Source organism: Rhodanobacteraceae bacterium, assembly GCA_024234055.1.
Classification (GTDB): domain Bacteria; phylum Pseudomonadota; class Gammaproteobacteria; order Xanthomonadales; family SZUA-5; genus JADKFD01.
Genome location: JACKOW010000002.1, coordinates 134,827 through 147,267, shown reverse-complemented (window position 1 = coordinate 147,267; position 12,441 = coordinate 134,827). Strand labels below are relative to the sequence as shown.

The 12,441-nt window shown below is 64.6% G+C and carries 15 protein-coding genes; 2 read left to right on the top strand and 13 right to left on the bottom strand.

The window, feature by feature from the left end; all coding sequences use genetic code 11:
* From H7A19_04950 to H7A19_04925, 6 genes are read right to left on the bottom strand one after another with little or no spacing between them, the layout of a single operon-like run.
* Positions 1-246 (bottom strand): F0F1 ATP synthase subunit C, encoded by a 246-nt coding sequence (locus H7A19_04950; GenBank protein ID MCP5474170.1) that lies wholly within the window; start codon positions 244-246, stop codon positions 1-3.
* Entirely contained in the window at positions 243-932 is a 690-nt protein-coding gene (locus H7A19_04945; protein MCP5474169.1) for a F0F1 ATP synthase subunit A, read from the bottom strand. Before H7A19_04945 ends, H7A19_04950 begins: the two co-directional genes overlap by 4 nt.
* Positions 929-1,207, bottom strand: a complete 279-nt coding sequence (locus tag H7A19_04940; protein MCP5474168.1) for a hypothetical protein — start codon at positions 1,205-1,207, stop codon at positions 929-931. Before H7A19_04940 ends, H7A19_04945 begins: the two co-directional genes overlap by 4 nt.
* Positions 1,204-1,491 (bottom strand): AtpZ/AtpI family protein, encoded by a 288-nt coding sequence (locus H7A19_04935; protein ID MCP5474167.1) that lies wholly within the window; start codon positions 1,489-1,491, stop codon positions 1,204-1,206. Before H7A19_04935 ends, H7A19_04940 begins: the two co-directional genes overlap by 4 nt.
* The gene (locus H7A19_04930; GenBank protein ID MCP5474166.1) at positions 1,488-1,928 is read right to left on the bottom strand and encodes a F0F1 ATP synthase subunit epsilon; all 441 of its coding nucleotides are present in this window, start codon (positions 1,926-1,928) and stop codon (positions 1,488-1,490) included. Before H7A19_04930 ends, H7A19_04935 begins: the two co-directional genes overlap by 4 nt.
* On the bottom strand, positions 1,925-3,331 hold the full coding sequence (locus tag H7A19_04925) for a F0F1 ATP synthase subunit beta (protein MCP5474165.1): 1,407 nt from the start codon (positions 3,329-3,331) through the stop codon (positions 1,925-1,927). Before H7A19_04925 ends, H7A19_04930 begins: the two co-directional genes overlap by 4 nt.
* A 183-nt stretch (positions 3,332-3,514) precedes the next feature.
* Between H7A19_04925 and H7A19_04920 the strand changes: the two genes are divergently transcribed.
* Positions 3,515-4,198, top strand: a complete 684-nt coding sequence (locus H7A19_04920) for a class II aldolase/adducin family protein (protein MCP5474164.1) — start codon at positions 3,515-3,517, stop codon at positions 4,196-4,198.
* Between the two features lie 198 nt (positions 4,199-4,396).
* A complete protein-coding gene (locus H7A19_04915) occupies positions 4,397-5,503 on the top strand; it encodes a hypothetical protein (protein MCP5474163.1) in 1,107 nt (368 codons plus the stop codon).
* A 194-nt stretch (positions 5,504-5,697) separates the two neighbouring features.
* On the opposite strand, the gene H7A19_04910 is transcribed toward H7A19_04915, so the two are convergent.
* From H7A19_04910 to H7A19_04880, 7 genes are all read right to left on the bottom strand, one after another.
* Entirely contained in the window at positions 5,698-6,789 is a 1,092-nt protein-coding gene (locus H7A19_04910) for a DUF2652 domain-containing protein (protein ID MCP5474162.1), read from the bottom strand.
* 18 nt (positions 6,790-6,807) lie between these two features.
* Positions 6,808-7,290: a rhodanese-like domain-containing protein gene (locus H7A19_04905; GenBank protein MCP5474161.1), complete on the bottom strand. Its 483-nt coding sequence runs from the start codon at positions 7,288-7,290 to the stop codon at positions 6,808-6,810.
* Entirely contained in the window at positions 7,287-8,096 is an 810-nt protein-coding gene (locus H7A19_04900; protein ID MCP5474160.1) for a DUF547 domain-containing protein, read from the bottom strand. The genes H7A19_04905 and H7A19_04900 overlap by 4 nt, the downstream gene beginning before the upstream one ends.
* Positions 8,093-9,046, bottom strand: a complete 954-nt coding sequence (gene arsS, locus H7A19_04895; GenBank protein MCP5474159.1) for an arsenosugar biosynthesis radical SAM protein ArsS — start codon at positions 9,044-9,046, stop codon at positions 8,093-8,095. Before arsS ends, H7A19_04900 begins: the two co-directional genes overlap by 4 nt.
* Positions 9,039-9,326 (bottom strand): hypothetical protein, encoded by a 288-nt coding sequence (locus H7A19_04890; protein ID MCP5474158.1) that lies wholly within the window; start codon positions 9,324-9,326, stop codon positions 9,039-9,041. Before H7A19_04890 ends, arsS begins: the two co-directional genes overlap by 8 nt.
* Positions 9,326-10,366, bottom strand: a complete 1,041-nt coding sequence (locus tag H7A19_04885) for a methyltransferase domain-containing protein (protein ID MCP5474157.1) — start codon at positions 10,364-10,366, stop codon at positions 9,326-9,328. The genes H7A19_04890 and H7A19_04885 overlap by 1 nt, the downstream gene beginning before the upstream one ends.
* A 324-nt stretch (positions 10,367-10,690) precedes the next feature.
* The gene (locus H7A19_04880) at positions 10,691-11,944 is read right to left on the bottom strand and encodes a hypothetical protein (GenBank protein MCP5474156.1); all 1,254 of its coding nucleotides are present in this window, start codon (positions 11,942-11,944) and stop codon (positions 10,691-10,693) included.
* Between the last annotated feature and the right edge of the window lie 497 nt (positions 11,945-12,441).

Here is a 12,441-nt window from a genome sequence, read left to right as displayed (position 1 = left end):
TCATTTCACGAAGGGATTGGCGAACAGCAGCAGCAATGCGATCACGAGGCAGTAGATGGCCATGGTTTCGATCATGGCCAGGCCCACGAACAGCGTGCGCGAGATGGTGCCGGCGGCTTCCGGTTGGCGGGCGATGGCGTCCATGGCGGCGGCCACCGCGCGGCCCTCGGCCAGCGCCGGCCCGATGGCGCCGAACGACACCGCCAGGGCGGCGGCAATGATGCTGACCAGATCGACATAGTTCATGACTGTTTTTCCTTGTCCTTGGGGCTGCCTTCCTCGACCGCTGCGGCGATGAACACCAGGGCGAGCATGGCAAAGATGTAGGCCTGCACGGCGCCGGTCAGCAGATCCAGCGCCATCAGCGGTATGGGAACCAGCAGACCGGTCAGCGAGAGCACGATGCCGATGACGAAGACGCCGCTCATGACGTTGCCGAACAGGCGCACCATCAGTGAAAAGGCGCGCGTGATCTGCTCGATCAGATTGAGTGGAATCATGATCCAGCTGGGGCGCAGGAAGCTCCTCAGATAACCGATCAGGCCCTGTTCGCGCACCCCGTAGCCGATGGTGGCGAGGAACACGATCAGCGTCAGGGCGGCGTCGGTCTCGATGTGCGCCGTGGGCGGTTCCACCAGCGGCACCAGCGAACTCCAGTTGGCCGCCAGGATGAACAGCAGCAGGGTGCCGATCAGACTGCGCAGGCGTGACGGGTCGCCCGGGACCGAAGCTCGGATCTGCTCGTCGATGGCGCCGACCATCAGCTCCAGCAGGGCCTGGGTCTTGCCCGGCCGGATCGACAAGCGACGGGTCAGCAGCCACGAGGCCAGCGCCAGTGCAGCCACGATCAACCAGGTGGTCAGCACGGTCCAGCTGACCGGTATGGGGCCCAGCATGAAGGCGATGCTGACATTCAAGGGTGACTCGGTCATGGGGTCTCCTTTGGCGCGCGTCGCATCACCAGCACACGGCCGATGTACACGCCGGCCGCGGCGGCCAACAGGGTGCTCGCGCCGAGCCGCGCGCACAGATACAGGAACAGCGCCAGCATCAGTATTCGGGTGATTTGCAAAAGCACCGCGGCCGGCTCACCGGCAACGAGCCGCTCAGCGACGCGACGCAAACTGCGGAAGTGCAGCCAGCCCAGGGCCACGCCCGCCAGCAGGGCGCCGCTCCAGAGTCCGGCATGGGCGAGCACACCGCTCATTGTTGATGCATCCAGCGCAAGGCCAGCCACAGCCCCAGTGCCGCGCCGAGCATGGTCATGGCAGCGGTCAGGGTAATGCCGGTGGTCAATCGATGATCGAGCCAGCTGCCGGCGAACACGCCGAGCAAGGTGGGGACAACGATGATCCAGCCGAGGACGCCGATCTGGCCGAAACGACGGGCGAGGGAGGGCTCGGGGTCGCGCTCCCCGGCCTGCTGCCGCTGTTGGGTGCGACGGGCGGCCTCCGCCAGATGCGCCGCCTGATCCTGATCCCGAGTGCTCATTGGAAATGCTCCGCCAGCGCATCGCTGCCCGGTTTGGCGGCGAGGCGTTGCATCAAACTGCGGATGGCCTGCGCCTGCAGCCGGGTGTGCTCGGCACGGGCGGCACGCGTGACATCCTGGCGCGCCGCCATCTGCGTGGTCACCAGATGCTCCAGTGCGGCCAGATCGTCGCCAGCCACCGCCTCGCGGCAAGCCACCCGTACCTGCTGGCCGCCAGCCACACTGAGCACGCCACCGCGCAGGGCGCAGTAGTGCCAGATCGCATCCGTGCGGCGCCAGCGCAGTACCGAGGCGCCGAGCACGGTCAGCAAACCGGTGTGTCCGGGCAGGATGCCGAAACTGCCGCTGGCATCTTCGGCCCGCAGCGAGGCCACATCGTCGGCTTGCAACACGACTTCCAGGGGCGTGGTGATGGTCAGCGACAGCAACCCGCTCATGCGGATACTCCCTGGCGCGAGGCCTCTTTGGCGCGGGCTTCGTCCAGATTGCCGATCATGTACAGCGAAGATTCGTCCCAGGCATCGCATTCACCGGCCAGAATGGCCGCGCAGCCGGCCACGGTTTCGGCCACCGGCACAGATCGTCCCGGCATGCCGGTGTAGGCCGAGGCCACGAAGAAGGGCTGAGTCAAGAAGCGCTGCAGACGCCGGGCACGACCCACCAGCAGCCGTTCCTCCCGGCCCAGTTCCTCCACGCCCAGCAAGGCAATGACATCCCGCAGCTCGCGATAGTGCTCGATCAGTTCGCGCAAGCGCCCGGCCACACGGGCGTGCTCCACACCTACAACTAGCGGGTCGAGCAGCACCGAGGTGGTGGCGATCGGATCGATGGCCGGATAGATGCCCTCGGCGGCCAGCTGTCTGGACAACACCACGGTGCTGTCCATGTGTGCACTGATGGCCGATACCGCGGGATCGGTGAAATCGTCGGCCGGCACATAGACCGCTTCGATGGCGGTCACCGAGGCCTTGCCCACCGAGGCAATCCGCTCCTGCAGATGGGCGACTTCGGATTCCAGCGTGGGCTGATAACCCACTCGCGAGGGCATGCGCCCGAGCAGACCCGAGACCTCCGCACCGGCCTGGACAAAGCGAAACACGTTGTCCATCAGCAGCAGCACATTGCGCGATTCCTCGTCGCGGAAGTACTCGGCGACGCTGAGCGCCGTGAGCGGCACGCGCCAGCGCGCGCCGGGTGGCTCGTTCATCTGGCCATAGACCAGCACGGTGCGTTCGAGCACGCCGCTCTGGGTCATCTCGTGCAGCATCTCGTGGCCCTCGCGGGAGCGCTCGCCGACACCGGCGAAGACCGAGATGCCGTCGTAGCCGGAGACCATGGCCCGGATCAGCTCGGTGACCAGCACGGTCTTGCCCACGCCAGCGCCGCCGAACATGGCCGATTTGCCGCCCTGCGCCAGCGGCGCCAGCAGGTCCAGCACCTTGATGCCGGTCGAGAACACCCTGGGCTGGCCGCGTTGCGAAGCCAGCGTCGGCGATTCGCGATGGATGGGGCGGCGCGGCGTATCGGCGGGCAGATCCGCCCGTTGATCGCCGGTGCGCCCCATCACATCCAGCAATCGACCGAGCACGGCCTGGCCTACCGGCACCTTCAGCGCAGCCCCGGTCAGGCGCGCGGGGGTGCCGCGGGCGATGCCCTCGGTGGATTGCAGGGCGATGACGCGCACGCGTTGCTCGTCCAGATGGGCCTGAACCTCGGTCATGACGATGCTGTCGCCAGAGTCGATCTCCACGGCTTCGTGGATGGCCGGCAGCGCTCCGTCGATGCGCAGATCGAGTACCGGTCCGCGAACCGAGATCACGTGGGCGGTCGATGGCGCCATGGCTGATTCCGTCATGCTGTGCGCGGGTTGCGGCATCGGACAATGCGGGAGAGACGATTGTAGGTAGCGGCCAGGCGACTCACCTTGCCCTGGAACAAAGTCTGACCGGCACGCCCGGGAGGATGGCGTTTCCTTCCCGGCTTCCCCGGTCGTCAACCCGGCTCCGAACCAGGGCGTGATCTAATGACGGCCTCTGCGACGCGAGGATCGTCAGCCTTGCAGCTATCAGACGATGAATGGGCGACCCGCCGGGCGCTGCTGGAGGCCACGCGCGAATTGCTCGGCGCCGGGCTCAATGGCGGCATGGCCGGCAACCTCAGCCTGCGCTTCGGCCAGGGCATGCTGATCACGCCGAGCGGCGTGCATCCGCGGGCCATGCGCGCCGAGCAGATGGTGCCGGTAGGGGCCGATGGACAGGCCGAAGGCCCATGTCTGCCCTCGAGCGAATGGCGCTTCCACCTGGACCTGTATCTGGCGCGACCCGAGGCTGGCGCCATCGTTCATACCCATGCGCCCTTTGCCACCGCGCTGGCCTGTCAGCGCCGCGAAATTCCGGCCTTTCACTACACCGTCGCGCGTTTTGGCGGCGACCAGGTGCGCTGCGCTGACTACGCCACCTTTGGTACAACGGAACTGTCGCAGGCGGTGCTGGCGGCCATGCGCGGGCGCAGCGCCTGCCTGATGGCCAACCACGGTGCCCTCGTGATCGGGCGTGATCTGAGAGAGGCGCTCGACCGTGCGGCTGAACTGGAACAGCTCTGCCAGATCTACTGGCATGCCCTGCAGGGCGGTGAGCCGGTGTTGCTGGATGCGGAACAGATGAGCCAGGTGCACCAGCGCTACCGCAGCTACGGCCAGCCAGGTTAGTGGCACTACGGTTCAATGACGCATCAATAACTTGCGGTACGGATTCATGGCGAGCGCTGCAGGTTGGGTTTGGGACGTGCTCAACTGGGTTGCTCTTCGAGCAGCCTGTTCCAGCGCCGCATGCGACCCATGGCACTGTACGTTTCGCCGCTTGCGCGCCACCATCCGGGCGCAGCGAACCCTGGAGTGAAAGGACTCATGCGCCGTATCTGGATTGCCCTGTTGGTGGCCTTTGGCATCGGCCTGGCTTGGTGGTGGGCCCAGCGCGAAACGCCTCAAGCAACGCCGGGTGGAATGGCAGGCGACAAACATCAGCAGGCACCCAAGACTGATTCGGCCTCGACGGTGGGGCAAGCTGATTCTGCCGTTCAGCCTGAGCGGCAGCGCGCCAGCGCAGGGCCCGGCAAGCAGGCCTCCACCGCTGCCGCTGCAGCGGCGCCGGAGAGCCAAAGCTTGCCCGCTCCCGGCCTGCCCTTGCGCGAAACCGCCACCGAACTGCTGGCAGCCAGCCGCGCCGGCAGCCTGCCGGCGACGCGCCGGCTGATGCAGGAGCTGAGCAATTGCCAGCGCCAGCGCTGGGCCAGCATGCGCATGGACATGATGATTGCCTTCGAGGACTCGCCGCGCGCGCATCGGGCCGGAGGCGAGCGCTTCCGCGAAGCCATGTCCTCGGCGGCCGAAACCGTGGCGGAACTCGCCGAACAGTGCGCCGGGCTGCCCTCCGATTTCGACGAGGCGATCCTGTTCGAGGTGCAGCGTCGTGCCGCCGATGCCGGCGATCTGGCCGGGCAACTGAGCTTTGCCCTGGTACCGGCGCTGTCGCTGGGCAAGTCGCTGCAACAGCTCGATCGACTGGAGGTCTACAAGACCAGTGCGCCGCAAGCACTGCAGCGGGCGCTGGAGCAGGGCAGCGGCCAGGCCGTGGCCGGGTTCATGGATGCCTACGAGCATGTGTTCGAAGGTTGGCGCGGCCGGCCCGCGGAAGGCACTGCGATGCAGACCCAGGCCATCCAGAAGATGATGGAAACCGTGCGCCCGTTGACCCCGATTCAGCAGGTGCTGGGCGAAGACCTGGCCGTGGCCTATCGCTATGCACTGCTGTGCAAGCGCGTCTGCAATGGTACCGATCAGGCCCGCGCCGAAAAGGCGACGGAGCGCCTGGCGGTGGCACTGGAACCCGCCCAACGCCGACTGGCGCGGGACGAGGCCGCCCAACTCTACGACCAGTATTTCCACGCCCAGGCACGCCCGGACGACATCGATCTGGAGGCGATGCGCGATGCGGTGCTGGGCTTCCGGCGGTAGCTGGCGTTTGAAAGGTCGGCCCAGGAGCCTTTTTTGTCCGCAAAGGACGCAAAGGACGCAAAGGAGAGCAAAGGCTCCAGATTGGGAGTGGCGCGACCTGGGGCCGTAAAGCGCGTTTTCTCAGTCGCTCTTCTTGGCGTTCTTCGCGTCCTTTGCGGACAACGATCTTGATCTTGCAGCGTTCGCGCTGCCGCCTAAGTCGTTGAGCGAGCACGGCGGTTTTCCAGGAACAAGGCCAGCAGACTGGCCGCGATCGCCACAGTGAAAGCCAGCACGCCCAGATTGATGCCGAGCAGCCTCTTCTCGCTGCCGTCGGAGAGCGTCATCGATCCGCCGTAGCTCGCGCTCAAGGCGTAGGCGAGCAAGAATCCGCCGGTCACCAGTCCGGACAGCAGTGCCGCCATTCGCAACTGGCCGCTGCGCCAGATCAGCCACAGACACGTCAATGCCAGGCCGCAATGGGTGGCCAGTTGCCAGACCTCGTGCAGGCGGGCGTGACCCGGCCACTCGGGGTTGTAGACATGGCTGGCATTGATCTCGAAGACTGGCACCACCAGACCGAACATCAGCACACCCAGACTCAGCAGCAGGCGTGCGGGCAAGCCGGGGCCGGAGAGCGACGGCCTGGAGTCCGAGGCTGGCGCCGGAGACGTTGCCCCGGTGGCGATGCGGAAACCCGGTGCGTGCGATTCCAGACCGAGGTCCGGCGGCGGCATCCAGTACACCCTTGCCGTTTCCAGGCCTTCCACCTCGACGTCAAGTCTGTTGCCGACGTCGAGGCCACACTGTTGGCAAAAGCGCTCGCTCAGCAGCAGGTACTCGCGTGAAGGCACCGAGTTCTTCAGCAGGCGATGAATCAGGATCACGGGTTCGCCGGCCAGTTCGGTGTACTGACGCCACTGGCGGATGGCGATCTCGCCCAGATGCACGAAAACCTTCAGCGAGAGCCCCGAGATGTTGGCGCAGGCGTCGCAATCGCAGTTCGAGCGCGCCCGTTGCAACTGCTGGCGTTGCGCATGGAAGGCTGCGAAGAAACGCTGCGCCTGCTGATGGACATCCTGGGCGACGGCCGTGAGTTCACGCTCGGTTTCGGCCTCGGCATGGAGCAGCAGGGCGTCGCCCTCGAACTTGTTCAGCGTCAGTGGATGCGCCGAGCCTTCGACGACTGCCGTCAGCAGATCGGCGATGACCTGTTCGGCGTGGATCAGTGCAATCTCGCGCTTGCGGATGAAGTCGGTGTAGCCGCTGATGTCGGCAATCACCAGTACGGCCTGAGTCAAACGCATGGCTCGCTCTCCGTTGGATTACCAGACGGCCTTGAAGTTGTCCGGCACGGCATTCCAGCGTCGGCCATAGACGTGCACGGCCCGCGTGGGCTGTCCCTGCGGGTCGACCAGTTCCCCGCCGGCCGCCAGCCAGGCCAGGATGCCGCCGCGCAGATTGACGGCATCAATTCCGCGTTGGCGCAGTTCCCGGGCGACAATGCCGCTGCGCAGTCCGACCGTGCAATAGACCACGACGCGGCTCCCGGCCGGAATCGATTCGGCATCGAAGATGGCGCCAGGGATGACTGAGACCGTGCGTTCGGCCTGGCTGCGCACGTCCAGCATCAGCGGCTGAGGCTGTGCCCGTCGCACTTGTTCAGCGAGAGTCACGGGCACATCTGCCACTTGCGGCTCGATCGCCTGTACCAGCGCTTCAATACGTTGCTTCAGCGCCGGATCTGGCGCGGTCTGGCCGGAGCTGACGGTCAATGCCAGTGTCAATCCGAGCACCGTCGCGATCACGGCGGGCTCCGATTGAGGTTCCAGTCATAGTCCAGGAAGTCGATCTCGTACTCGCCCATCGACACCTTGCGCGCCGAGCCGTCGTCCATGCCCAGCTCCTTGCGGTAGTGCGCCGCAAACGATGCGACCGAATCGGTGCCGCGGAAGGGTTTATCGAAGTCCTCGCCATACCAGTCGAAGATCTTCGACAGATACAGGGTCTGTTTCATCTCGTCGAAGTAGTTGCGCGAGCGGTCGCCCAGGAATCGCTCGGTCTGATCCTCGAGCTGGGCGTCAAGCTCGGCCGGCGTGTAGGCCTCTGGCCGCAGGGCCGGGCAACCCACCGACGCGCAGTTGACGGCGAAGTGTATGCGCGGGTCATCGTAGTCAGGCGCGCCACGAATCAGCCCGTGCTCGATGCCGTCGAGGCTCTGTTCCTCGCCAAACAGGGTGAAGAAGCGCTTCTTCCATGGCGAGGTGAACAGCGAGCCCAGATCCTTGATGGATTCCGGGGTCGTCTCGGCGCGCAGGATCAGCTCGACGGTGAAAGCATTGTAGGCATTGAGCAGAAAGGCCCGGCGCTGCGGTTTCATCCAGCCATCGAATTCGCGCCGCGGCACCGAGCTCAAACCGGCCAGATAGGCCTCCAGAATGGCCTGGTCGCGACGCATGCCCTCGTAGTCGACCTGGCTGGCGTGGCCGTCGGCTGTCCATTGCACGTGTTTGGACAGCAGACTGTTCCAGGTCGAATGCTGCTGGTCAAAGCCGGATTGCGCGGCCAGCGTTGTGCTCGCCAGCAGCAAGAAGATGGTCAGGACGCGGTTCATGCCAGTGCTCCGCCACAGCTGGAGCCTTGCCCGGCGGTACAGCCGAAGCAATGCCCCGCGACGCCGATCTTGCGTGGTAGCGGCGCGCTCAGCAGATCGCGCAGATGCACCGGGCGTTCCTCGCCGCCCAGCGGCAGTTTCAGCATCTGGTTGAAGTCGCAGTCATAGAGCTGCCCCTGGTAATCGACACTGATCAGGCTGCGGCACATCACATGGGACAGGTTCTCGTCGCGGTGCGAATTCACCAGCGTCTCGATGTAGCTGTCGAACTTGCCCTTGGAGATCAGCCAGGATCCAAAGCGCTGGATCGGCATGTTGGCCAGGGCAAACAGTTCATTGAATTCGATGCCGAAATTGTCGCTGAGCAGGCGTTTGTAGTCGGCCTGCAGCTTGTCCTGCGCGGGCGGCAGAAAGGCGCCATTGGGGTTGTAGACCAGATTCAGTGTCAGTCCGCCGGCGCGCCCGTAACCCAGCGCGTTGAGCTTCTTGAGTGCCGCAATCGACGATTCGAACACGCCGTTGCCGCGCTGCTCGTCGACATTGGCCTGACTGTAGCAGGGTAGCGAGGCCACCAGTTCCACGCCCTCGGCCGCCAGGAAATCGGCCACCCACTCGTAGCCGGGTTCTTCGATGATCGTGGGATTGAGTCGGTCCATCACCCGCATGCCACGCGCTCGCGCGGCGCTGACCAGCCAGCGGAAATGCGGGTTCATTTCCGGCGAGCCGCCAGTCAGGTCGAAGGTGGAGACCTTGAGCCGATCGGCGACCTGCAGCGCCAGTTCCATGGTGTCCTGGTCCATCAGTTCGGTGCGTCGCGGACCGGCATTGACATGGCAATGGATGCAACTCAGGTTGCACAGATAGCCCAGATTCAATTGCAGCGTATCGATGCGCTCGCGCTCGATCTGCGGAAAGGCACGCGCCTGCAGCAAAGGCCAGGTGTCACGCATGGGCTACTCCCGAGATCCGCTTTCTGGGCCTTGCAGCGAGGGCGGATCGAGCTTCGATGGTGCTGACGGAGCCTTGATCCGACTGTGGGCGGCGCGCGGGTGGCGCAAAGGCCACGCGCACCCGTTCGTGGGCCAGTTCCGGCCAGGGCTCCGCCGGAATGCGATCACTGCCGAAGACCACCAGCACGAACTGATCGACGCTCTGCAGGTGCCGGGTCAGTTGGGCGCGCGACTCGATGTCGTCATCGGCACGCAAGACGGTACAGATTCGGGTGTTCATCAGCAGCAGGCTCCGGCCGCGGGGGTGGACGACGGTGCCGGGGCGCAGTCGAACAATCCATGATGGGTCTGCTTGTCGCCCTGCAGTCGGAAATGCCTTGCATAGCGGGTGTCGGCCAGCATGTCGAAAGTGTTGCCGCAGACCAGCATCGGGCGGCCCGTTTCCAGACGGTGATGATCGTCAAGCTCGAAGGCGTGTGGCAGATTCGGCAGGGTGCCGAGATAGGTGGCAATCTGGCCATAGTCTTCGCAGCGGTCTTCCAGCGGCAGCTTGAAGGCGCGAATGGTGATGGAGCGGAAATTGATCATGCCAATCCTGGCGATCACGGCCTCATCGAACAAGGGCACAGGACTGCTGCTGACGGCGCGGGCATCGGCGCAACCGGCGGCGGCGATCATGCGCCGGAAGTCCTCGGTGTAGAGGGCGCCGGCCAGGCACTCACCGAGTAGCACCGGGTCATGACGGAGCGAGTCAGGTATGCGGCGATCGGCGAAGACATCCGAGAAATACAGTTCGCCGCCAGGCCTGAGCACGCGCATGATTTCGCTGAACACACGGCCCTTTTCCGGCGACAGATTGAGCACGCAGTTGGAGACCACGACATCGACACTGGCATCGCCTATCCCGCAGCCTGCCAGATCCTCGATGTAGCCCTCGATGAATTCGACATTGCTGCGCGCATGCGAATAGCGCTCCACGTGCCACTGCTGATGCTGGCGGGCCATGTCCAGCTGCTCGGCGGTCATGTCGACGCCGATGACGCGGCCGCTTTCTCCGACCAGTCTGGACAGCAGATAGGCATCACGACCGCTGCCGCAACCCAGATCCAGAACCGTCATTCCCTCCAGCGCTGGCGGCAGCGGGGAACCGCAGCCATAGAAGCGGGCTTTGACCTCCGGATGGACGTCCTCCAGCAGGCGCCGCAGATGCACCGGCATGGCCTCGGCGGTGCAACAGGCGCCGGTCTTCAGATCGCTGCTCGACTGCAGCACTTCGCCGTAGTAGCGGCGGACGTCGTCCAGGCTTTGCTGAATAGACATGATGCTCCCGTGGATCCGGTGATGTAGACAGGATGAAAGCTAGCAGATTGGCCCGAAGACCCGGTGATGGTGGCGCTCCTTGGCCGCGTCAGAGGAGAGTGTCCGGCTGGAGCGGAACAATGGGTACAGGCCAGTGAACGCGAGGCGCTGATGGCGATGCGGGGGACCTGCGTTTCATGGCCTGGCCTTTTTCGGAGGATGGACAGGCAGACCGCGGGCGAAGCAGAAGGCTTTCAAGCCACCGAAGGTTGCAGGTTCAACGGACCGAGAATCAGGTGTTCCCGGCAGCGACCCGCGCCATTGCGGCGCGGGTCGTGGAGCGTGTCAGCGGAAGCCGGCGATGGTCGCCCGGGTGTTATTCAATACCCGCTGATTGTGGTTCAGATTGGTCGTGCCCATGGGAACCCCGTTGCGGGTCTTGGCCGGGTTCGACCAGTAGTTGATGCGCGTGCAGTTGTTGCTGCAGGCATAGGCCATGATCGTGCGCCAGCCGCCGGCGGCGTACTGATAGCCGTGGCCATAGGCATACGGCGTGCTGGTCGGGTCATTGGCGGGATCATGACGGGCGCTCTGCAGATGGCCGACCTCGTGACCGAAGCTGTAGTAGCCGGTGGCACAGCTGTAGTGCACGGCGGCAAAAGCCGTCGCGGCGCTGGAACCGATGCCCGAAGCCAGACCGCAGGAGCTGGCATTGTCGATCATGAACACCACCACGTCGGCGGCGTTGCTGTTGCGCAGCGAATGCACGCTGTCGAGGATGCCGTCGTTGGTGCTGCGAATGCGCGCCAGATCGGTCGAGAAGCTGCCCGACTCGACGTAGGAGGTGGTGTAGATACCCGCTGCCTGCATCGTGATCGAGACGCCCGAATTGGCATAGCCGGCATTGGTCTCGCTGATCGCCAGATTGACGAAGTTGGTGACGTTGCCGATCTTGGCCTTGGCGGCATTGGTCACCACCACCATGACCCGAATCACCGTGTTGGCCTTGGTGGCAGCCTCGCTCTCACCGGCAGCGTGTTCGTCGTCATGGGCTTCGATGCCGATGTTCTCGATCGGCAGTGACTTGTACTCAGCCGGATGCTCAGGCGGCATCCGGGCTTCGTCGATGGCTGCCAGCACATGGCCGGAGCTGGACGGAAACAACTTGTAGAGCTGGCCGTTGATGCGGATGGTGCCGGTGATCTCGTTGCCACCCTTGACCAGGGTGACGCTGTTCATCAGGTCATCGGCATTGAAGTCGTTGTCCGCCGACTTCGACTTGCCGCCGACGGTGCCGTTCCAGATCAGGCTGCCATCCTCGGCAAAGCTGGCGCTGTCGCGGCGCACGGTCACGCGTTGCTTGCCGCCCAGGGCGATCTCGAAACTGTCGGTGTCGTAGGCCAGCGCCGAGCTGTCCACCTGCATCGGCGTCAGGCTGATGGTGGCGCGATCGGACTGCAGTCCGTTGACGACCTGATCGGTGCTCTTGAATCCGGCATTGGAAGGCTGCAGCAAAGGACCTGCAGCGAATGCAGCGCCAGCGCTCAAACCCCAGGCGATGGCCAGCGCGACGCGCCAACCGGTGTGTCGGTAGTTCATGGATGAATCCCCAAATCAAAGTTGAAATTACGGCCCACCGTCGAAGGCTCAGCAGCAGTGCTGCGGATCCCCATCCACAACACTTTCACCCACACGGCGATTGGCTTATCCGCCGGAATGATGAGTCCGTCAATGTGCAACGCAGCAATGTGTTAGCGTGCTAGCACAATGGAATTGTGATAGGCGTTTTGGAAAGGCTGCAGGAAGGGCGGCGCGTCGCGACCGGCTGCGCTACCGGCGCCGCGACGACTCCGTCCTGAGGCAGGTCGCGGCAAGAAGCCGAACGCAGAGAACACAAAGGAAAAGCAGCGAGCGCGCGGAGAGAAGCAGAGCCGTCCTGGACGGGCTTTTCTCTGCGTTCTCAGCGATCCTCTGGGTTCTCAGCGTCAAGACTCTCTGCCAAGGGGCGAGAAGTGCCGGCTCGCGCGCCACGAGGGCGCTCCTACCGCACCAGGTTCATGGCCCGTGGGCAGTTTCGGGCCGAAACCGGTGGCTCT

What these genes read in the sequence shown, in the direction of transcription:
- H7A19_04900 (MCP5474160.1), bottom strand. Translation starts at nt 8,096, where the DNA reads ATGAACCGCGTCCTGACCATCTTCTTGCTGCTGGCGAGCACAACGCTG.
- H7A19_04935 (MCP5474167.1), bottom strand. Translation starts at nt 1,491, where the DNA reads ATGAGCACTCGGGATCAGGATCAGGCGGCGCATCTGGCGGAGGCCGCC.
- H7A19_04925 (MCP5474165.1), bottom strand. Translation starts at nt 3,331, where the DNA reads ATGGCGCCATCGACCGCCCACGTGATCTCGGTTCGCGGACCGGTACTC.
- arsS (MCP5474159.1), bottom strand. Translation starts at nt 9,046, where the DNA reads ATGCGTGACACCTGGCCTTTGCTGCAGGCGCGTGCCTTTCCGCAGATC.
- H7A19_04945 (MCP5474169.1), bottom strand. Translation starts at nt 932, where the DNA reads ATGACCGAGTCACCCTTGAATGTCAGCATCGCCTTCATGCTGGGCCCC.
- H7A19_04915 (MCP5474163.1), top strand. Translation starts at nt 4,397, where the DNA reads ATGCGCCGTATCTGGATTGCCCTGTTGGTGGCCTTTGGCATCGGCCTG.
- H7A19_04940 (MCP5474168.1), bottom strand. Translation starts at nt 1,207, where the DNA reads ATGAGCGGTGTGCTCGCCCATGCCGGACTCTGGAGCGGCGCCCTGCTG.
- H7A19_04885 (MCP5474157.1), bottom strand. Translation starts at nt 10,366, where the DNA reads ATGTCTATTCAGCAAAGCCTGGACGACGTCCGCCGCTACTACGGCGAA.
- H7A19_04950 (MCP5474170.1), bottom strand. Translation starts at nt 246, where the DNA reads ATGAACTATGTCGATCTGGTCAGCATCATTGCCGCCGCCCTGGCGGTG.
- H7A19_04890 (MCP5474158.1), bottom strand. Translation starts at nt 9,326, where the DNA reads ATGAACACCCGAATCTGTACCGTCTTGCGTGCCGATGACGACATCGAG.
- H7A19_04880 (MCP5474156.1), bottom strand. Translation starts at nt 11,944, where the DNA reads ATGAACTACCGACACACCGGTTGGCGCGTCGCGCTGGCCATCGCCTGG.
- H7A19_04930 (MCP5474166.1), bottom strand. Translation starts at nt 1,928, where the DNA reads ATGAGCGGGTTGCTGTCGCTGACCATCACCACGCCCCTGGAAGTCGTG.
- H7A19_04910 (MCP5474162.1), bottom strand. Translation starts at nt 6,789, where the DNA reads ATGCGTTTGACTCAGGCCGTACTGGTGATTGCCGACATCAGCGGCTAC.
- H7A19_04920 (MCP5474164.1), top strand. Translation starts at nt 3,515, where the DNA reads ATGACGGCCTCTGCGACGCGAGGATCGTCAGCCTTGCAGCTATCAGAC.